Origin of the sequence: Rathayibacter sp. PhB151 (genome assembly GCF_004366415.1) — a bacterium.
Lineage (GTDB): Bacteria > Actinomycetota > Actinomycetes > Actinomycetales > Microbacteriaceae > Rathayibacter > Rathayibacter festucae.
In genome coordinates this window covers 133358-153402 of record NZ_SOEN01000007.1, presented here as the reverse complement: position 1 = coordinate 153402, position 20045 = coordinate 133358, and the positions used below count along the sequence as shown (strand labels likewise).

The following is a 20045-nucleotide window of genomic DNA, read 5'->3' as shown; positions in this document are numbered from 1 at the left end:
GATCAGGCCTCCACCAGCTCGCGGACGGGCTCCAGATCCGACGGACTGGAGAGAGTGCCGCGCACGGCGGTCGCAGCGGCGACGAGCGGCGAGACGAGGTGTGTGCGGCCGCCCTTGCCCTGCCGGCCCTCGAAGTTGCGGTTCGAGGTGGAGGCGCAGCGCTCCCCCGGGGCCAGCTGGTCCGGGTTCATCCCGAGGCACATCGAGCAGCCGGCGAAGCGCCACTCGGCGCCGAACGCGGTGATCACCTTGTCCAGGCCCTCGGCCTCGGCCTCGATCCGCACGCGGGCGGAGCCGGGGACGACCATCACCCGGACGCCGGGCGCCTTGGTGCGGCCGGCGATGATCGACGCGAAGGCGCGGAGGTCCTCGATGCGCGAGTTGGTGCAGGAGCCCATGAAGACCGCGTCGACCGGGATCTCCTTCATCGGGGTGCCGGCCTCGAGGTCCATGTACTCCAGGGCGCGGCGGGCGTTCGAGCGCTCGTTCGGGTCCTCGATCGCGTCGGGGTCGGGCACGGCCTGCGAGAGCGAGACGCCCTGGCCGGGGTTGGTGCCCCAGGTGACGAACGGCTCGAGCGCGTCCGCGTCGAGGACGACCTCGGCGTCGAAGACAGCGCCCTCGTCGCTCGGCAGCGTCCGCCAGTAGGCGACCGCGTCGTCCCAGTCCTGGCCCTCGGGGGCGTGCGGGCGGCCCTGGAGATAGGCGAAGGTCGTCTCGTCCGGCGCGACCATGCCGGCGCGCGCGCCCGCCTCGATCGACATGTTGCAGATCGTCATCCGGCCCTCCATCGAGAGCGCGCGTATCGCCGAGCCGCGGTACTCGAGCACGTAGCCCTGACCGCCGCCGGTGCCGATCTTCGCGATCACGGCGAGGATGATGTCCTTCGCCGTGACGCCCTCGCGCAGCTCGCCCTCGACGGTGATCGCCATGGTCTTGAAGGGCTTGAGCGGCAGGGTCTGCGTGGCCATCACGTGCTCGACCTCGCTGGTGCCGATGCCGAACGCCATCGCGCCGAACGCGCCGTGGGTCGAGGTGTGCGAGTCGCCGCAGACCACGGTGATGCCGGGCATGGTCAGGCCGAGCTGCGGGCCGACGACGTGCACGATGCCCTGCTCGATGTCGCCGAGGGAGTGCAGGCGGACGCCGAACTCGGCGGCGTTGCGCCGCAGGGTCTCGATCTGGGTGCGGCTGGTGAGGTCGGCGATCGGCTTGTCGATGCCGACGGTCGGGGTGTTGTGGTCCTCGGTCGCGATCGTCAGATCGGGGCGGCGGACGGGTCGGCCGGCCTGGCGGAGGCCGTCGAAGGCCTGGGGGCTGGTCACCTCGTGCACCAGGTGCAGGTCGATGTAGATCAGGTCGGGCGTGCCGTCCTCGCCCTTGGCGACGAGGTGGTCGTCCCAGACCTTCTCGGCCAGGGTGCGCGGGCGCTCGGCGGCCGGGGTGTCGGCGGCCGAGGGCGCGGCGGTGTCGGGGGAACTGTCGTTCATGACGGGTTTCTCTTCCTCAGGAATGGTGGTCAGCCCGCGAGAGACACCGCGACGAGGGAGGCCTGTCAGATCGAGGTCTCGTCGCGGCGGAGAAGGAGGAGCCGGCCGAACAGCATTGACCGAGGATAGCACCGCGTCGACGAGCGGCAGGGAGGCGGGACCCGAGCGGATCGGGGCGGGCCGGAGCGGCCGTCAGGGCGCGACGAGCATCGCGATGAGCACCGCGGGGACCACCAGCAGTGCGGCCGCGCCGACCACGACGCCGCCGACGACGAAGACCGCGGCCACCGCCGCGCCGACCATCCCGACGAAGCCCGAGCGCCGCTTCACCGGCAGCGCCTCGTGCTCGAACCAGTCGCCGTCGAGCGGGTCGGGCGACTCGCGCTCGAAGCGCTCGGCCTCGTCGATGCGGGCCGGGAGCGCCGCGAGCATCATCGCCGCGTGCTGCGACTCGGCCGCGAGCTCGAGCGGGCGCACCAGGGCGCGCTCGGCGAACTCGAACGGGTCCTCATCGGTGCGCACGAGCGCACGCTCGAAGGCCCGCCGCTCCTCGGGAGCGGCGCAGTTCTCGATCAGGTAGCCCCACCGGCCCGCCTCGATGAGGTCGCCGGACCTCCGGTAGAGCTCGGACAGGAGGACGCGGGGGTCGATCCAGGTGGGGTCGGCCTCGACGCAGCGCTCGAGCAGCGACACGGCTCCTCGGACGTCCCCCTCTGCGAAGCGCATCTTCGCGCGATCGAGAGCCTCGACGGTGTCCATCCCTCCAGTATGCCCATCGACAGCCCGGCTCTGCAGTCCGGAGCCGGAGACGCTGCCACCTGTTCGAGGGGCACGACCAGTGGAGTCGGGTCGACGGTCTAGGCCCGGGGCACGAGCACGGCCTCCACGACGACGACCGTCACGTTGTCCCGTCCGCCCGCGTCGACCGCGGCGCGCACGAGCTCCTCGGCGAGATCGGCACCGTGCAGGTCCCCCGCGTCGCGGCGGGCGAAGAGCTCGGCGATGCGGGCGTCGGAGAGCTCCTTGGTGAGGCCGTCGGAGCAGAGCAGGTAGGTCGCCCGGGGCACGATCGGCAGGGTCCAGACGTCCGTCTCGACCTCGTCGTCGGCGCCGAGCGCCCGGGTGACGATGTTGCGGTCGGGGTGCGACTCCGCCGCCTCCCGGCTGAGCAGGCCGGCCGAGACCAGCTCCTGCACCGCCGAGTGGTCGACGGTCAGCTGCTGGATCCCCGCGCCGTCCCAGCGGTAGACCCGGGAGTCGCCGACGTTGAACAGGGCCCAGGAGGCGGGTCCGCCGTCCTCGGGCCGGACGAGCGTGAGGCCGGTGAGCGTCGTCCCGCAGAGGGCACCGCCGACGTCGAGGTCGCGGACCGCGGCGTTGGCGGTCTCGACGACGGCGAAGACGTCCGAGACCGGGCCGATCGCCTCGGCCGCGCTCGCCCGCAGGCTCTCGACGGCGGTCGAGCTGGCCAGGTCGCCGCGGGCGTGCCCGCCCATGCCGTCGGCGACGGCGACCAGCGTCGGCGCGACCAGGAGGGCGTCCTCGTTCACCCGGCGGACGGCGCCGACGTCGGTGCTGCTCGACACCGTCAGGTGCAGGACGCCCTGGGGCAGGTCGATGCTGGTCGTGCTCGTCGTCGCAGTCACGGGACCGGGCTCACTTCTTCTCGGCGCGGTCCTGCCCGTCGGCGTCGGCGACGACCTCCGGGTGGCCGTCGTGCAGCTCGATGTGGGAGTGCTCGCGGCGCATCTTGATCAGGCTCGCGACCGTGGCGACGGTCATGCTGACGACGATGACGGCGAGCGAGGTGATCGTGTCGATGTCCCAGACCGGCAGCGGCTCGCCGCCGTTGAGGAACGGGAGGTCGTTCTCGTGCAGGGCGTGCAGCACGAGCTTCACGCCGATGAAGGCGAGGATGAACGCGATGCCGTACTTGAGGTACTCGAGCTTGTCGATCAGACCGCCGAGCAGGAAGTAGAGCTGGCGGAGGCCCATCAGGGCGAAGATGTTCGCGGTGAAGACGATGAACGGGCTCTCGGTGATGCCGAAGATCGCCGGGATCGAGTCGAGCGCGAAGAGCAGGTCGGTCGAGCCGATCGCGAGGAACACGATCAGCATCGGCGTGAAGTACGTCTTCCCGTCCTTCACCGTGCGGATCTTCGAGCCGTCGAATTCGTCCGAGATCTTCACGCGCTTGCGCAGCAGGCGGATGAGGAGGTTGTCGGTGCCCTCGTTCTCGTCCTCCTTGCCGAACGCCTGGTTCCAGGCGGTGTAGACGAGGAAGGCGCCGAAGAGGTAGAAGATCCAGCTGAAGCTCTCGATCAGCTGCGCGCCGAGCAGGATGAACACCCCGCGGAAGATCAGCGCGATGATGATGCCCACCATCAGCACTTCCTGCTGGTACTTCGGCGGCACCGCGAAGCGGCCCATGATGATCACGAAGACGAACAGGTTGTCGATCGACAGGCTGTACTCGGTCAGCCAGCCCGCGACGAACTGGCCGGCGACCTCTCCCCCGCCCAGCAGCAGCATCACCAGGGCGAAGATCAGCGCGAGCGTGACGTAGAAGCCGACCCAGAGGCCGGACTCCTTCAGGCTCGGCACGTGCGGGCGCTTGTAGACCAGCAGCAGGTCCGCGGCCAGGATCAGGCTGAGGACGACGAACGAGCCGGTCACGAACCAGACGGGCAGCTCTTGCATGGGGACCTTCCGGGGGTCAGTGGATTCCGACGGTCTCTCCCGGGGAGCGGGCCGTTAAACGAGAAGAACCCCCGGCCATGACCGGGGGTTCTTCTCGTGTTGCCGTGGTGACCCCAGCGGGATTTGAACCCGCGTTACCGCCGTGAGAGGGCGACGTCCTAGGCCGCTAAACGATGGGGCCGCGTTTTTGCAACTCGAAGAGTGTTGCACACGGATCCGCACCGGTGCAAATCGAGCGGGCGGACGGCACGGCCCCCGGGACCGTCTTGCACCGCGGTCGCCCCCGCGAGAGGCTCGGAGCATGCGACTGACCAAGCTCGAGCACGCCACCGTCCTCGTCGAGGAGGCGGGCTCGCGGCTCGTCCTCGACCCCGGCTCCTTCACGCGGCCCCTTGAGGGCACGGCCGACACCGTCGCGGTCGTGATCACCCACGAGCACGCCGACCACTGGACCGCGGAGCAGCTGGAGCGGCTGCGCGCCGCGAACCCGGCGCTGCGGATCCTCGGCCCCGCCGGAGTCGCCGCGGCGGCCGAGGGCTTCGACGTCGAGACGGTCGCCGAGGGCGACGTGATCGAGGTCGGACCCTTCGAGCTGCGCTTCTTCGGCTCGCGGCACGCGGTGATCCACTCCTCCATCCCGGTGATCGACAACGTCGGGGTGCTCGTGAACGGCCGGCTCTACTACGCGGGCGACTCGTTCACCGTCCCCGCCGGCGTCGACGTCGAGGTGCTGGCGGCCCCCTCCGGTGCGCCCTGGATGAAGATCGCGGAGTCGATCGACTACGTCCTCGAGCTCGCGCCGCGGCACGCCTTCGCGACGCACGAGCGCGTGCTGTCCGAGGCGGGCCAGAAGCTCGGCCACGACCGCCTCGGCTGGGCGACCCGCGAGGGCGGCGGCGAGTACCACGCCCTCGAGCCGGGCGACGTGCTCGAGCTCTAGCCGCCCGTCGGAGTGCGCTCCGCCGTCAGAGGACGCGGGCGTCGAGGATCTCGGCCTGATCGAGGTCGGTCCCCGCGGGCAGCACCCCGATCTGGACGAGCGCGCCCTCCGGAACGGTGCCGTCGGGCGTGACGATCGAGGCGCCGTCGATGTTCGTCTTCGACGCGTACAGCGAGACGTCGTCGAGCACCTCGGCCCGGTAGACGCCGTCGACCCAGACCACGACCCGCTTCCCCGAGTTCACCAGCGCGCTACTCATCGTCACCGCGACCCGGTCACCGGTCCGCTGGACGCTGTCGACGCCGGTGAGCGTCGACTGGAAGAGCAGGTCGGCCGCGGCGACGTCCACGCCGGAGGCCAGCTCGCCGACCTGGACGAGGTCGCCGTCCTTCACGGGCGTGGTGGGGACGATCTTCGTGCCGCCCGGGACGTCGTACTTCCACGCGTACCAGCCCCTGCCCTCGTTGTAGTCACCCGCGTAGCGCCCGTTCAGCCAGACCACGACGCGCTTCCCGGAGCGGACCAGCGCCTCGCTCATCGTCGCCTCCACGTACCCGCGGACGACCGAGACGTCCGTGATGCCCACCGTCTGGTCCGAGGCCGCCTCCCGCGGGGATCGGTCGTGCCCCTGAAGCTCCTTCAGCTTCTCCAGCGCCGGCCGCACGTCGGTGTACCCCATCATCGGCACCCGTTCATCGGGAAGGGTCGTCCCGTAGAACACCCCGACGAGGTTCCCGTTCACGATCAGCGGCCCGCCCGAGTCGCCGGTCTCGCCGATCTGCTCGGTGCTGCCCGTCGTCGCTGTCGAGTGGAAGCCGATGAGTCCGTTCGGCATCCGTCCCACCCTTCTGATCCAGACCTTCTCGGTCCTCTGCGTCGGGAACATGTCCGGACCCAGCCCGTAGAGGTGGCCCACCGAGCCGACCCGGTAGCCGCCCGGCACCAGTCGCGGGTAGTGCGGCAGCGCGTGCGGGCGGGAGAGGTGGAGGAGCTTCATGTCCGCGGGGGCGAGCGAGATCGACTCCGCCACCGGAACCACTTCCGTCACCTCGTCCTCCGTCGGCGACGGGGCGTAGCGGTAGTAGACGTGACTCACGGGGCAGTGGTCCACGGTGAGCACCCAGTCGGCGGCGATCGCCGTGCCGGTGCAGGTGTTGGTCTGGATTCCCACGATCTTGTCGTAGACCTGCACCACCCAGGGCTCGTTCGACTTCGTCCCCGATGTCAGCGCCGCCGCGGGCGCCGTCGTGAGCGCACTGATGCCCAGCACGGTCGTCAGCACGACCAGCGCAGCCGCCGTCCTCCGCAGGAGGCGAGTCCTCATCGCCGTCACCTCTTCCTCAGTGCGGGCTCACCCGGGGCCGGGCTCCCTCTCCGCCCGAGAACGATCGACGAATCACCGGGAACGCGTCAAAGATCTGGCGCCGAAGCGACCGGACGGCGGGATCGGGACCGATCGACGACGTGCTCGAGGTCGGCGCCGAACTCGAACGTGCGGTCGACCACGGCGCCGGAGTGCAGCACCGCGGGCAGCCAGAAGCGGGCGTCGTCCCACATCCGGCCGTAGGGGACCTCGTCGCGCGGGACGAAGGACGCGGCGAGCTCGCCCGAGGCGACCACCTCGCCCGACCAGCGGCGGCAGACGAAGACGTGCGAGCGCTGGCTCCACGCGGGGCGGTGCGGGAAGAAGTAGTCGAGGGAGCCGCGGGGCTCGAGGTCGTGAGGGTCCGCGTGCAGGCCGACCTCCTCCGCCAGCTCGCGGACGGCCGCCTCGACGGGCGACTCCCCCGGCTCGAGCTTCCCGCCGGGAGCGACGACCCGGCCCTCGCCGAGACCGCGGAGCTTCCGCCCGAGCAGCACCTCGGTCCCGCGGGGCGATTCGCGGAGGACGTAGACCACGCAGACCTCGGGCAGCGGGTCGGTCGGCGGCCGCACACCCATGCCGCACCTCCGCTCGCCGGGTCCGGGGGGTCGGGACCGCCGTCGTAGGCTAGCCCGGTGACGACGACCGCGCTCGAGCGCTTCCAGGCCCTGCTGCGGGTCGACACGGTGTCGCACTCCGACGAGTCCGACACCGACTGGAGCCGATTCCGCGTCTTCCAGGAGCTGCTCGAGCAGTTCTACCCCGCGCTGCACAGCGCCCTCGAGCGCGAGACCGTGGCTGGTCACTCCCTGGTCTGGCGCTGGCGAGGCACCGAGGACGGCGAGCCGTCGGTCCTGATGGCGCACTACGACGTGGTCAGCGTCACCCCCGACGACTGGTCGATCGCGCCGTTCGCGGCGGACACGGTCCTCCGCCCGGACGGCCGCACCGCGATCGTGGGGCGCGGCGCGCTCGACGACAAGGGCTCCCTCGTCGCCCTGCTCGAGGCCGTCGAGGCGGCCGTCCTGCGCGGCGAGCGGCCCCGCCGCGACGTCTACCTGGTCTCCACGCACAACGAGGAGACGGCGGGGGACGGCGCACCGTCGATCGTCGCGCTGCTCGGGGCGCGCGGCGTGCGCCCCCGCTTCGTGCTCGACGAGGGCGGCAACGTCCGCCGCGGCATCGTGCCCGGAGTGACCACGCCGATCGCCGTCATCGGCGTCACCGAGCGCGGCATCATGAACCTCGAGCTGACCTGCCGCGACGCGGGCGGGCACGCCTCCGCCCCGCCGCCCCTGCCCGGCATGCTCGCCACCCAGCGGCTCGCGCGGGCGATCCACCGCCTCACCGAGAACCCGTTCCCCTCGACGCTGCCGGAGCCGATCGCCGAGCTGGTGCGCGCGGCCGCTCCCCGCGCCGACGCCGCGCACGCGGTCTGGTACGCGAAGCCGCACGAGCACCCGGACGCCGTCGTCGCGGCCCTGGCCGCCCACTCCAACCGCTCCGCCGCGATGCTGCGGACCACCGTGGCGATCACGCAGCTGCGCGGCAGCACCGGGGCGAACGTCCTCGCGTCGACCGCCAGCGCGGTCGCCAACGTGCGGATCAACCCGGGCGGCACCGTCGCGGGCGTGGTCGAGCGGATCCGCGCGGTGATCGACGACCCCGAGGTCGAGATCGAGGTGCGCGTCGCGCACGAGCCCTCCCCCGTCTCCCCCACCGGCGAGCCCGGTGACGGCGGCCCGTACGACGTGCTCCGCCGCGTGGTGCAGGAGGTCTTCCCCGAGGCGATCGTCGCGCCCTACGTGCAGACCGGCGGCAGCGACGCCCGGCACTTCCACGCGATCAGCGACGGCGTCTACCGCTTCATCCCGTTCGAGATCAGCCCGCAGCAGCAGCTCGGAATCCACGGTGCCGACGAGTCGGTCGAGGTCGACCAGTTCGAGCGCGCGATCGCCTTCTACGCGCGGCTCCTCCTCGAGCTCTGACGACTCCCTCGGCGCGGCCGATGCGCGACGTGCGCGCTCGATGTGCGGAGGGTGCGCGCTCGGTGTGCGCTTCCTGAGATCCGGGCCGATGACGGACGCCGAATCTGGGAAAACCGTTCGATGACGCGCCGGGCCTCGTTGGCCCGCCGTTCACCCCGCGATGATGGACTGAGCCTCGCGGGAGCAGTTCCCAGCCCGCGGACCAGCAGTACAGCACCATGCGACATCCCGTACCGACGCCGACTCGATCGAGCCGGCCCCACCGATCGTGGAACCCGAGGATCATGACTGTCCGCCAGGCCGAGTACCCCCGGCCGAACCACTTCATCCTTCACCTCAGCGACACCCACTTCATCGCCGGAGACGGCGGGCTGTACGGCTCCGACGTCGACAGCGAGGCTCAGCTCCGCCGCCTGTTCGACGAGCTGGAGGCCTCGGGCGGTCGCCCGGAGGCCGTGGTCATCACCGGCGATCTGGCGGACAAGGGCGAGCCCGAGGCGTACGCCAAGCTCCGCGCCGTCGTCGAGCCGGCCGCCGCCCGCCTCGGTGCCGAGGTGATCTGGGTGATGGGCAACCACGACGACCGCGGTGCCTTCCGCTCCGGGCTGCTCGACCAGCTGCCCACCACGCAGCCGATCGACCGGGTGCACGACGTGAACGGACTGCGCATCATCGCGCTGGACTCGACCGTCCCGGGCGCGCACTACGGCGAGATCTCGGACGCTCAGCTCGACTGGCTCGCGGAGGAGCTCTCCAGCCCCGCGCCGCACGGCACGATCCTGGCGCTGCACCACCCGCCGGTCCCGAGCGTCCTCGACCTCTCGGTGCTCGTCGAGCTCCGCGACCAGCCCGCGCTCGCGGAGGTGCTCGAGGGCTCGGACGTCCGCAGCATCATCGCCGGCCACCTGCACTACTCCTCGACCGCGACGTTCGCCGGCATCCCCGTCTCGGTCGCGTCGGCCACCTGCTACACGCAGGACCTCAACGTGCCGGTCGGCGGCACCCGCGCCCGCAACTCGGCGCAGGCCTTCAACCTCATCCACGTCTACGACGGCACGGTGCTGCACTCGGTGGTGCCCATCGGCGCCTCGACCGAGGTGTCCTACGTCTCGGCGAACGAGACCGAGCGGATCCTCGCCTCGCACGGCGTCGAGATCGCGCCGGCCACGGCCGCACCGCTCGAGCAGGTCGAGGCGCTCTACCCGCCCGTCGCGGAGCCGGTGGGCGTCAGCGCCTAGCGGCCTGCGTCCGATCTGCAGGCGATCCGCGCCGAGAGACGATCTCGACCGCGGGTCCGAGGCTCCGGAGCCGCGGATCGCCTGCAGAACCGACGTCAGCGCTTGGGACGAGTGCGGTCGAGGGCGAACAGGTGCCCCGCGAAGGCGAGGGCCGCGCCGAGCGCGATCCCGACTCCGAGGCCTGCCCCGACCCCGATGCCCGGGAAGACGAGCGCGCTGGCGAGCCCGAGCAGCAGCCCGAGGACCCCTCCGCCGATCGCCCAGGCCATGCTCAGTCCACCCGCTCCCAGGGCGCCGGGATCGGGTAGTACTCCTCGAGGAAGTCGATCACGGCGCGGGTGCGCGCCTCCGCCGAGATCTCGGGGAAGCTGCCGTCGTTGAGGCAGAAGAAGTCGACGCCGCGGTTCTTCAGCAGCTTCTTCATGTCCTTCAGGCCCTGGTGCATCGTCGTGTCGACGTACTTCACCGAGGCGTTCTCCTGCACCACCGCGCGGCCGGTCATCAGCGCGTAGTAGTGGTACAGCGAGTTGGTGACGGAGACGTCGCTCGCCGAGCGGAAGCGGCTCGCGGCGGTCGCGGTGAACTCCGGCTCGAACTCGGTCTCGAGCTCGGCCATCACGCTCTTGCGGAGCGGCGTGGCGGCGTGCTCGAGGTGGCGGGTCGTCATCGCGCCGAAGCGCTCGCGGAGCAGCCGGCGGTTGACGCGCGCCGCGTTCTCGAAGCCGCTGCGGGAGGCGTTGGAGTCGCCCATCCCGATGCGGGTGGTCGCCTCGATGAACTTGGTGATCCCGCCGGGCGAGAAGAAGATCGACGGGTCGACGGGGCGGCCGAAGAACATGTCGTCGTTGGAGTAGAGGAAGTGCTCGGCCAGGCCCGGGATGCGGTGCAGCTGGCTCTCGACCGCGTGCGAGTTGTGCGTGGGCAGCACCGAGAGGTCGCGGAAGTGGTCCTCGCTGCGGACCAGGGTGACGTCGGGGTGCTCGTCGAGCCAGCGCGGGCGCGGCGAGTCGGTGACGATGTAGATGTGCCGGACCCACGGCGCGTACATGTAGACGCTGCGCAGCGCGTACTTGAGCTCGTCGATCTGACGGAAGCGCGCGGGGGCGTCGTCACCCTCGCCCACGACGTAGCTGGCCATCCGGGCGGCGCGGGCGCGCTGGAACTCCAGGTCCGTCCCGTCGACCCAGGAGAAGACGATGTCGACGTCGAAGCGGATGTCGCTGACGAGCGGCTCGAACATGCCCTCGAAGGTCGGCCAGGTGCGGCCGTACGCCTCGACGTGCGCGTCGATCGCCTCGGCGACCGGGAGGCTGCTGCGCATCAGCGCGTTCTCGGCGGGAGTGGTGATCTCCTCCTCGCCGACCTTCCAGAACTCCAGGCGGACGCCGCTGCGGGCGCCGTAGCGCAGCGATCCGCTCGAGGAGACGCGGGGGCGGAAGAGCGAGAAGACCGCAGCGCGCGGGTACGGCGCGATCGCGCCCTCGGCCAGGAGCAGCGGCGGGGTGCCGCGCTTGTCGAGCGTCTTCACGTAGAACGGCTCGGTCGCGAAGGCGCGCGCGAGCAGCGTGGCCAGCTCGGCGCCGAGCGAGCGGTCGATCGCGAGGAAGGGCGCGCCCTTCGTGCCGCGGATGAGGCGGTAGGGGAACTCGGCCTCGTCGAGCACCTCGCCGAGCGCGATCAGGTCCTCGGTCCAGGCCGCCTGCGGTGTCGTACTCGAGTTGACCAGCGAGAACAGACCGGCATGGACGACCACGTCGTCACGGTCGAAATGGCGCGGACGCAGGAGGGCTGACGGCAGAGGACGGACGGAAGGCATGATTCACATTATCCGCCGCCTGTTTCGTGCGGATGACCGTCCTGCTCAGCTTGACAGGGAGTGCAGCCGCTCCAGGGCCGCGTCCCCGGCTCGCGCGGCCTCGTGAGCCCGGCTCTCCTCGCGGGCGGAGGCGACGCCGAGGGCGAACGCCGGCTCGCCGCGGCGGGCCGCCACGAGGGCGTGCGCGCGGAGCACGTCGCGGGCGGCGAGGGCGTCGCGCTCCTCCCCCAGCGCGTCGGCGACGGCCTTCGCCGCCTTCGCGATCTGTCGCTGCTTCGCGCCGACGGCGTCCGGAACGACTGCGCTCCAGGCCTCGATGACGTAGCGCAGGCGCTTCGCGGCCTTGCGCAGCTCGTGCCGGGCCTCGACGTCGTCTCCGCCTGTGCGGGCCGCGTCGACGCGCGAGACCTCCTTCGCGAGGGAGCGGCGGACGAGCTTCTTCGCGCTCGCGCCGGCCTTCGCCGTCCGCGGCGGGTCGGCCAGCAGGGCGTCGAGCGCGGCGAGCAGGGCGAGGTAGCGGGCGCCGCGCAGGGTCTTGGCGACCCGCTGCAGGGCGATCGCGTGCCGGCGCGCGATCGCGTCGAAGAGGGTGGTGCCGGCGACGGCCTTCGCGGGCAGTCCCTCCCCCGCCTCGTCGACGCCGGTGCGGAGCCGGGCCGCGAGGACCTCCTCGTCGCGGGCGGCGCCGAGGACGCCGGCGAGCCAGCGCAGCTCGTCGCGCAGCGGATCGAGGGCCTCGCGCTCCAGCACCGAGCGGGAGGCGGCGAGGACGCTGCGCAGTCGGCGGGTGTGCAGGCGCATCCGGTGCAGCGCGTCGTCGGCCTCGAGGCGCACCTTCGGATCGACGGCGCGCAGGCCGGTGAGGAGCTCGCGGATCGCGGCGAGCGCCGCCTCCCCGCCGTCCTCGGGCGCGGGGTGCGTGTCCTCGATCGAACCGCCGGTGGCGCGGGCGAGCTTCGAGGCGCTCTCGGCGGGGCGGGCGCCGGCGGCGAGCAGTCGCTCCTCGATCGCGTCGAGCACCGCCTCGCCCTCGGGGCCGTGGACGTCGACGAGCTCGACCTCCCACTCCCGCCAGCGCTGCTCGACGCCCGAGCGCTGATCGTGCGCGATGACCAGGTCGTCCGCGATCTCGGCGAGGCGGCGGCCGGCGGCGTCGGCGACGCGGGTGATCGAGCGGACGGTCTCCAGGGTGGCGAGCGGCTCGAGCCGCGAGCGGCCGACGTGGCCGAGCACCGGCTCCCGGACCTCGGCCGGCACGGTGCGGGAGGCTGTCAGCGCGGCGTGGATCTCGGTGCGGCCGGCCGAGCCGGGGAGCTTGACGTGCCAGCCCTCGTCCTCGCCGCCCTCGCGACGGCGGAGGGTGATCCGGCCGCGGGACAGGGCGCGGTCCGCGGTGTCGAAGTACTGGGCGGACAGGCGGACGGGCTCCTCGGCGAGCGCCGTGGCGACGGTGCCCGCGCCGGTCAGCTCCGGCAGGGCGGTGTCGGCATCGACGTCGTACTTCCGCTCCACCTCGGTCTGCACGCGCCGCGGCGCCTCCGTCTTCGTCCGGTCCGCACGCTGAGCCATGGTCCATTGTGCGCACGTGGACGGTGCTCCCGGCGGCAGGCCCGCGGCGGGGCGCGAGGTCGGCCTAGGCTGGAGCGATGACCGCGCCCGTCCCTCCCGTCGCCCGCCGTGTCCCGCTCGAACGCCGTCACCACGGCGATCTCGTGGTCGATCAGTACGAGTGGCTGCGGCAGAAGGAGGAGCCCGAGGTGATCGCCCACCTCGAGGCCGAGAACGCCTACACCGACGCGCTCCTCGCTCCCCTCGCCCCGCTCCGCGAGCGCCTCTTCGACGAGATCCGCTCGCGCACGAAGGAGACCGACCTCTCCGTCCCCGTCCGCGAGGGCGCCTGGTGGTACTTCTCCCGCTCCTACGAGGGCCGCCAGTACGGCGTGCACTGCCGTGCGCCGATCTCCGGCCCGGACGACTGGACCCCGCCCTCCATCGCCGAGGGCGGACCGCTCGAGGGCGAGCAGGTCGTGCTCGACGGCAACATCGAGGCCGAGGGCCACGAGTTCTTCTCGCTCGGCAGCTTCGACGTGTCCAGTGACGGACGCTTCCTGCTGTTCGGCACCGACGTCGAGGGCGACGAGCGGTACACGCTGCGCATCCGCGATCTCAGCACCGGCGAGGACCTCCCCGACGTCGTCGAGGGCACCGGCGGTGGCGCGACCTTCGGCGCCGACGCCCGCTTCGTCTTCTACCCCACGGTCGACGAGTCCTGGCGGCCCGACACGATCTGGCGGCACGCCGTCGGCACCGAGTCGACCGCCGACGAGGTCGTCTTCTCCGAACCCGACGAGCGCTACTGGATCGGCGTGGGGCTCACCCGCAGCCGCCGCTTCCTCGTCATCGAGATCGGCAGCAAGATCACCAGCGAGTGCCTGCTGCTGGACGCGGAGGAGCCGACCGGCGAGTTCCGCTCGGTCTGGCCGCGGCGCGAGGGCGTCGAGTACGAGGTCGACCACGCCGTCGTCGACGGCCGCGACCGCCTGCTGATCGTGCACAACGACGGCGCGCTCGACTTCGAGATCGTCGAGGAGCCGGCCGACCTCGCGCTCTCCCCCGAGGAGCGGGCGGCCGAGCGCCGCGTCCTCGTCCCGCACACCCCCGGCCGCCGGATCGAGGGCGTCGACGCCTTCGCGCGGCACGTCGTCGTCTCCTACCGCGAGGCGGGGGCGACCCGCCTCGGCCTCCTGATCGACGGCGACGGCGGCGCGCGCCTGGACGAGATCGTCTTCGACGAGCCGCTCTACGACGCGGGCCTCGCCGGCAACCCGGAGTGGGAGCAGCCCGCGCTGCGCCTCGCCTACACCTCGTTCGTCACCCCCTCCACGGTGCTCACCCTCGACGTCGCGACCGGCGAGCGGACCGTGCTCAAGCAGCAGCCGGTGCTCGGCGACTACGACCCCGCGCGCTACGAGCAGCGCCGCGAGTGGGCGACCGCCGAGGACGGCACGCGCATCCCGCTGTCGCTGGTCTGGCGGAAGGACGCGGCGGCGCCCGACGAGGCCCCCGCGCCGCTCCTGCTCTACGGCTACGGCTCCTACGAGGCGAGCATCGACCCGGGCTTCTCGATCGCCCGGCTCTCGCTGCTCGACCGCGGCGTGGTCTTCGCCATCGCGCACGTCCGCGGCGGCGGCGAGATGGGGCGCTCCTGGTACGAGGAGGGCAAGACCCTCGCCAAGCGCACCACCTTCACCGACTTCGTCGACTCCGCGCGTCACCTCGTCGAGGCGGGCTTCACCACGCCCGAGCGCCTCGTCGCGCAGGGCGGCTCGGCCGGCGGGCTGCTGATGGGCGCGGTCGCGAACCTCGCCCCGGAGGCCTTCGCCGGGATCCTGGCGCAGGTGCCGTTCGTGGACGCGCTGACCTCGATCCTCGACCCGTCGCTGCCGCTGACCGTGATCGAGTGGGACGAGTGGGGCGACCCGCTGCACGACCCCGAGGTCTACGCCTACATGAAGTCGTACTCGCCGTACGAGAACGTGCGCGAGGGCGTCCGGTATCCGCGGATCCTCGCGACGACGAGCCTCAACGACACCCGCGTGCTCTACGTGGAGCCGGCCAAGTGGGTCGCGAGGCTGCGCGAGGTCGGCGCACCGGCGCTGCTCAAGATCGAGATGACGGCCGGGCACGGCGGCGTGAGCGGGCGCTACGAGCGCTGGCGCGAGGTGGCGTTCGAGTACGCCTGGATCCTGGACGTGCTCGGGCTTGCGGAGGAGACCCGCGACTCCTGAGCCGGGGATCCGGATCGGGTGGGCGCGCCGCAAGCCCCACCGGAGCGTCGATCGCGCCGCGTAAGGTTCGGGGTGCCGACCGAGGGGAAGTGCAGAGATGAGCGCAGGACTGTCGATCGACCGGGCCGCGGCCTGGGTCGCCGATCAGCGGTGGTACGCGAGCAAGGGGCGCCGCCCCGAGCTGGAGATCCGGGGCGAGTGGCGCCTGGAGCGCGCCGACGGCGACGTCGTCGTGCACCTCGTCATCGACCGGGCGGGCTCGAGCCCGGTGCTCTACCAGGTGCCGGTGACGGTGCGCTCGGCGCCTGTCGCGGGCCTCGAGGACGCGCTGATCGAGAGCGTCGGCACCCGCTTCGTCTACGACGGACCCCGCGACCCGCTGTTCGCGCGGGCGCTCTTCGAGCTCATCGCCGACGGCGGCTCCTCCGACGCGGAGGGCGCTCTGGGCGGCGCCCGCGCCGAGGGCCACCGCCAGCCCGGTGCCGTGATCGGCGCGTTCGCGTCGTCGCGGATCCTCAGCGGCGAGCAGTCGAACACCTCGATCATCGTGCAGACCACCGCGGAGGACGGCTCGGCCGGCACCCCCGTGATCGTCAAGGTCTTCCGCGCGCTGCACCACGGCGAGAACCCGGACGTCACCGTGCAGTCGGCGCTGAACGCGGCGGGCAGCACGCTCGTCCCGCCGGTGATCGGCAACGTCACCGGCGAGTGGGACGACCGCGGCGAGCCGACCGGTCGCGCCTTCGGCCACCTCGCCTTCGCGCAGGAGTTCCTGCCGGGCGTCGAGGACGCCTGGCGCGTCGCGCTCGAGGCCGTCGCCGGTGACACCGACTTCACCGGGCCCGCGCGTGAGCTGGGTCTGGCGACCGCGCAGGTGCACTCCACCCTCGCCGAGGTGATGCCGACCGAGGACGCGACGCCCGAGGTCGTGCAGCGGATGATCGCGACCATGCGCCGCCGGCTGCGGATCGCCTCCTCCGAGGTGCCCGTCATCGCCGAGGACGCCGACGCGATCGACGCGGTCTTCCAGGCGGCCGAGCAGGCGCCCTGGCCGCGGCTGCAGCGCATCCACGGCGACTACCACCTCGGCCAGGTGCTGGCCGTGCCCGGCCGCGGCTGGGTCCTGCTGGACTTCGAGGGCGAGCCGCTGCGGCCGATGCACGAGCGGCTGCTGCCGGACATCGCACTGCGCGACGTGGCCGGGATGCTCCGCTCCTTCGACTACGCGGCGGGCGCGCACGAGCAGGCCTCGCCGGGCGATTCCCGGGCCGCGTGGGCGCTGGCGAGCCGCCGCGCCTTCCTCGAGGGCTACACGGAGGAGGCGGGCGACGCGGTCACCGCGCACCGCGACGTCCTGGACGCCTTCGAGCTCGACAAGGCCATCTACGAGGCCATCTACGAGGCGCGCAACCGCCCCGAGTGGCTGTCGATCCCGGTGACCGCGGTGCAGCGGCTCGTCGGACGCTCGTAGGGTGCAGGTATGACCGCACGCGACGAGACCAGCGACGCCCCCGACTCCGCCAGCCACGAGGACGGGCCGCTCGACCCGCTGAGCGACTTCAGCATCCCCGGCGACACCGACCTGCACGTGGACGGCGACGCCTCCGGCGCCGATGGCCGGAAGGTCGCGGAGCCCTCCGAGGACGACTCGGCCGAGTAGCTCGGCCGACGGCGGATCTCGATACGCCCGCTCCGCGGGCTACTCGATCAGCACGAGGACCCGCGCCGCGGGCTGCTCCGTCATCCGCACGAGCACCCTCCCTGCTGGTCGAGTAGCCCCGCAGGGGCGTATCGAGACCCACCATCGCCCGCACTCCCGGCGACAGCGGATCTCGATACGCCCGCTCCGCAGGCCACTCGATCAGCAGGGGTGGCCGATGCGGGACGCGCTGCCGCAGGACATCGGCTGAGAGGGGTCGTCGTCGCTCATCAGCGATGACCGCGGCTCCCAGCTGATGTTCTGCTCGGGCCGAGCGGCTCAGCGCACCGGCGCGAGCGGGCTGACCGCCGGGCCCTCCAGCACCGACCCGTCGGCGGCGAAGCGCGAGCCGTGCAGGGGGCAGTCCCAGCTGCGCTCGGCGTCGTTCCAGGTGACGACGCCGCCCAGGTGCGGGCAGACCGCCGAGACGGCGCAGCGGCGGCCCTCCACGGTCGAGACGGCCACAGGCTGGAGCCCGTCGCGGGCGAGCGCGCCGTGCCCCTCCTCCGGCACCACGTCCACCGAGCGCGGCGCGCGCAGGGCCGACCAGTAGCCGCGGGCGTACCAGGCGCCGACCGCGGCGAGCGCTCCGGCCCCCTCCGCCATCACCCTGGGCAGCGTCGGGCGGCGGTGCAGGACCTTCGCCCACGGCGGCGTCTCGCCCCTCGAGTCGCCGACGAGCGTGAGCGCCGCCTGCACCGCGTTGGTCATCCCCCACTTGTCGTAGCCCGAGGCGAAGAAGATCCGCCCGCGGCCCCGCGGCAGCCAGCCGACGAACGGCACGCGGTGGAACGCCTCGTAGTCCTGCGCGCTCCACTGCGCGATCGGCTCCGCGCCGGGGAAGGAGCGGCGGGTCCAGGCGATCAGGTCGTCCACGCTCTCCTGCGTCCGCGCGCGCCGGCCGACCACGTGGCCGTTGCCGCCGATCAGCAGCAGCCGCTCCCCGTCCCGTTCCACGTCGCGGATCGAGCGCGAGGGCCCGTCGACGGAGAGGTACATGCCGTCCGGGATCGTCTCGGCACCGCGGAAGGCCACCGCGTAGGAGCGCAGCGCGACCTGCTTCGCGAAGTAGAGGCCGCGGTCCAGGATCGGCGTGCCGGTGAGCAGGTAGGCCCGCTCGCCGGTCACCTCGCCGGCGCTGGTCCGCACGCGGACGGGCGCGGAGGCGCGCAGCCCGAGCGCGCGGACGCCCTGCACGAGGACGCCGCCCGCGGCCCGGAAGTCGGCGGCGAGCGCTGTCAGCGCCGCCATCGGATCGAACTCGGCCTGGTCGTCGAGCGCCACGGCGGCGGTGCTCGGGAAGGGCGTGTCCAGCGCGCCGACGAGGCGGGTGGCGAGGCCGAAGCGGCGGGCCGTCTCGTGCTCGCGGAGCACCGCGTCCACGCCGTCGGGGGTCTGCGCGTAGCTGTACGCGGTGCGGCGCTGCACGGGCACGCCGGCCTCGCGGAGGTAGTCGACGAGCCAGGTGAAGCCCGCGAGGTTCGCCGCGACGTAGGCCCGGGTGACCGCGGGGGTGTTGCGGGCGGCGATCCTCGACAGGTGGGTCCCCTGCAGGAGGCTGAGCTTGGCCGTGCTGCTGCCGGTCGCGACCGCGCCGACCTCGCGGGCCTCGAGGACGAGGACGCGACGGCCGCTGCGCTGGAGCAGGAGCGCCGTCACGAGTCCGGAGAGGCCGGCTCCGACGATCACGTCGTCGTAGTGCGCGCCCGGCACGAATGCGTCCCCCGGGATCGGCGCGGCGTCCTGCCGCCAGAGCGAGGTCCGCTCGATCGCCGGCACGTCGATTCGCTTCATCGGGTCTCCCTGCACTCGGGCCGCGGAGGGCGGCTCGGACCGACGCTACGCGCGGCGGCCGGACCCGTCAGGGTGTTGACAGCGCGCGCGGCCGTCGGCGGCGGCTCAGAGCCAGCCCCAGCGCTTGAACAGCCGGTGCAGGACCACGCTCGAGGCGACCATCAGCCCGAGCGCAGCCGGGTAGCCCCAGGCCAGGTGCAGCTCGGGCATCGCGTCGAAGTTCATGCCGTAGACGCTGGAGATCATGGTCGGCGCGAAGAAGATGGCGGCCCAGGCCGAGATCCGCTTGACCTCGTCGTTCTGCTGGTTGCCCGCCTCCGCGAGCTTCTTCATGTCCTCGTTCTGGCGCTGCGCGACCAGCGTGGCGTTCACCGCGAGGATCTCGCGGAGGGTCGTCCGGAAGCCCTCGACGCGCTCGTCGACCACGGCGACGTGGTCGGCGACGTCGCGGAGGTAGCGGCGCAGCTCGACGTCCTCGCGGAAGACGTCGAAGTCGGTGACCAGCCGGCCGAGCATGCCGGTCAGCGGACGGGTCGCCCGCTGGAAGTCGAGCACCTCCTGGGAGAGCTCGTAGATGCGCCGGGACACCGCGGGGTCCCCCTCGAAGACCTGGGCCTCGATCTCGTCGATGTCGTTCTCGAGACCGGCGACGACCGGGGCGTACTGGTCGACGACCGCGTCGAGGATCGCGTAGAGGACCGCCACCGGGCCCTTGCGCAGCAGCTCGGGGTCGGCCTCCATCCGGCGCCGGACCAGCGAGAGGTCGGGCTTCTCGGAGTGGCGGACGGTGACGACGAAGTTCGGCCCGACGAAGAGGTGCAGCTCGCCGAAGTCGACCTCCTCGCGCTGGTCCGCGTAGCTCGCGGCCCGCAGCACCACGAACATGTCGCTGCCGTAGCGCTCGAGCTTGGGCCGCTGGTGCGCGCTGATCGCGTCCTCGATCGCGAGCGGGTGCATCGAGAACTCGTCCTCGAGGGCGGCCAGCTCGGCCTCGGTCGGGCGGTAGAGGCCGATCCAGGCCATCGCGTCCGGCAGCTTCTGCAGGGCGGCGAGCGCCTCCGGGATGCTGTGCGGCGAGACGACGCGCCGGCCGTCCTGGTAGATCGCGTTGTCGACGGTGCTCCGGCGGACCGGCTCCTCCTCGGGGCGGATCCGCTCGATCGGGCTGGTGTCCTCAGCGGCGGCGCGGGTGCGCGAGCCGAGACCGAGGAGGGTCGAGGGCACTCGGG

General features: G+C 72.4%; 17 protein-coding genes and 1 tRNA gene. 6 read left to right on the top strand and 12 right to left on the bottom strand.

The window, feature by feature from the left end:
* Positions 1-2 precede the first annotated feature (2 nt).
* From leuC to EDF35_RS08025, 5 genes are all read right to left on the bottom strand, one after another.
* Positions 3-1490, bottom strand: a complete 1488-nt coding sequence (leuC, locus tag EDF35_RS08045; RefSeq protein ID WP_243839901.1) for a 3-isopropylmalate dehydratase large subunit — start codon at positions 1488-1490, stop codon at positions 3-5.
* Positions 1491-1682: 192 nt separating this feature from the next.
* Positions 1683-2249: a DUF6584 family protein gene (locus EDF35_RS08040; RefSeq protein WP_123703007.1), complete on the bottom strand. Its 567-nt coding sequence runs from the start codon at positions 2247-2249 to the stop codon at positions 1683-1685.
* A 98-nt stretch (positions 2250-2347) separates the two neighbouring features.
* Complete coding sequence (locus tag EDF35_RS08035; protein ID WP_243839900.1) at positions 2348-3136, bottom strand: protein phosphatase 2C domain-containing protein; 789 nt, start codon at positions 3134-3136, stop codon at positions 2348-2350.
* Between the two features lie 10 nt (positions 3137-3146).
* Positions 3147-4190, bottom strand: a complete 1044-nt coding sequence (locus EDF35_RS08030) for a TerC family protein (RefSeq protein ID WP_123703005.1) — start codon at positions 4188-4190, stop codon at positions 3147-3149.
* A gap of 105 nt (positions 4191-4295) precedes the next feature.
* Positions 4296-4371, bottom strand: a tRNA-Glu gene (locus tag EDF35_RS08025).
* A 120-nt stretch (positions 4372-4491) separates the two neighbouring features.
* On the opposite strand from EDF35_RS08025, the gene EDF35_RS08020 reads away from it, so the two are divergent.
* Complete coding sequence (locus EDF35_RS08020; RefSeq protein WP_123703003.1) at positions 4492-5130, top strand: MBL fold metallo-hydrolase; 639 nt, start codon at positions 4492-4494, stop codon at positions 5128-5130.
* 25 nt (positions 5131-5155) lie between these two features.
* Here the strand turns inward: EDF35_RS08020 and EDF35_RS08015 are convergent, their stop codons facing one another.
* Together EDF35_RS08015 and EDF35_RS08010 are read right to left on the bottom strand one after the other, a co-directional pair.
* On the bottom strand, positions 5156-6454 hold the full coding sequence (locus EDF35_RS08015; RefSeq protein ID WP_133961720.1) for a trypsin-like serine protease: 1299 nt from the start codon (positions 6452-6454) through the stop codon (positions 5156-5158).
* 86 nt (positions 6455-6540) lie between these two features.
* Positions 6541-7071: an NUDIX domain-containing protein gene (locus EDF35_RS08010; protein ID WP_123732068.1), complete on the bottom strand. Its 531-nt coding sequence runs from the start codon at positions 7069-7071 to the stop codon at positions 6541-6543.
* 57 nt (positions 7072-7128) lie between these two features.
* Here EDF35_RS08010 and EDF35_RS08005 point away from each other — a divergent pair, with 57 nt between their 5' ends.
* Entirely contained in the window at positions 7129-8481 is a 1353-nt protein-coding gene (locus EDF35_RS08005; protein WP_123702997.1) for a M20/M25/M40 family metallo-hydrolase, read from the top strand.
* A gap of 284 nt (positions 8482-8765) precedes the next feature.
* Positions 8766-9719, top strand: a complete 954-nt coding sequence (locus EDF35_RS08000) for a phosphodiesterase (RefSeq protein ID WP_123702995.1) — start codon at positions 8766-8768, stop codon at positions 9717-9719.
* A 95-nt stretch (positions 9720-9814) separates the two neighbouring features.
* Here the strand turns inward: EDF35_RS08000 and EDF35_RS20755 are convergent, their stop codons facing one another.
* The 3 genes from EDF35_RS20755 to EDF35_RS07990 form a co-directional block, all read right to left on the bottom strand.
* Complete coding sequence (locus EDF35_RS20755; protein WP_166674047.1) at positions 9815-9988, bottom strand: hypothetical protein; 174 nt, start codon at positions 9986-9988, stop codon at positions 9815-9817.
* Positions 9989-9990: 2 nt separating this feature from the next.
* Entirely contained in the window at positions 9991-11472 is a 1482-nt protein-coding gene (locus EDF35_RS07995) for a stealth family protein (protein WP_243646392.1), read from the bottom strand.
* A 108-nt stretch (positions 11473-11580) separates the two neighbouring features.
* Positions 11581-13104 carry a CYTH and CHAD domain-containing protein gene (locus tag EDF35_RS07990; RefSeq protein WP_133961718.1) on the bottom strand — a complete coding sequence of 508 codons (1524 nt, stop codon included), beginning with the start codon at positions 13102-13104 and terminating at the stop codon, positions 11581-11583.
* 77 nt (positions 13105-13181) lie between these two features.
* On the opposite strand from EDF35_RS07990, the gene EDF35_RS07985 reads away from it, so the two are divergent.
* From EDF35_RS07985 to EDF35_RS07975, 3 genes are all read left to right on the top strand, one after another.
* Complete coding sequence (locus tag EDF35_RS07985; RefSeq protein ID WP_133961715.1) at positions 13182-15323, top strand: S9 family peptidase; 2142 nt, start codon at positions 13182-13184, stop codon at positions 15321-15323.
* A 97-nt stretch (positions 15324-15420) separates the two neighbouring features.
* Positions 15421-16794 carry a phosphotransferase gene (locus tag EDF35_RS07980; protein WP_133961713.1) on the top strand — a complete coding sequence of 458 codons (1374 nt, stop codon included), beginning with the start codon at positions 15421-15423 and terminating at the stop codon, positions 16792-16794.
* 9 nt (positions 16795-16803) lie between these two features.
* Positions 16804-16983 (top strand): hypothetical protein, encoded by a 180-nt coding sequence (locus tag EDF35_RS07975; RefSeq protein WP_123702986.1) that lies wholly within the window; start codon positions 16804-16806, stop codon positions 16981-16983.
* Between the two features lie 318 nt (positions 16984-17301).
* Here EDF35_RS07975 and EDF35_RS07970 read toward each other — a convergent pair whose 3' ends face one another.
* On the bottom strand, positions 17302-18816 hold the full coding sequence (locus tag EDF35_RS07970) for an FAD-dependent oxidoreductase (protein WP_133961711.1): 1515 nt from the start codon (positions 18814-18816) through the stop codon (positions 17302-17304).
* A gap of 105 nt (positions 18817-18921) precedes the next feature.
* On the bottom strand, positions 18922-19977 hold the full coding sequence (locus tag EDF35_RS07965; protein ID WP_243581850.1) for a magnesium and cobalt transport protein CorA: 1056 nt from the start codon (positions 19975-19977) through the stop codon (positions 18922-18924).
* Between the last annotated feature and the right edge of the window lie 68 nt (positions 19978-20045).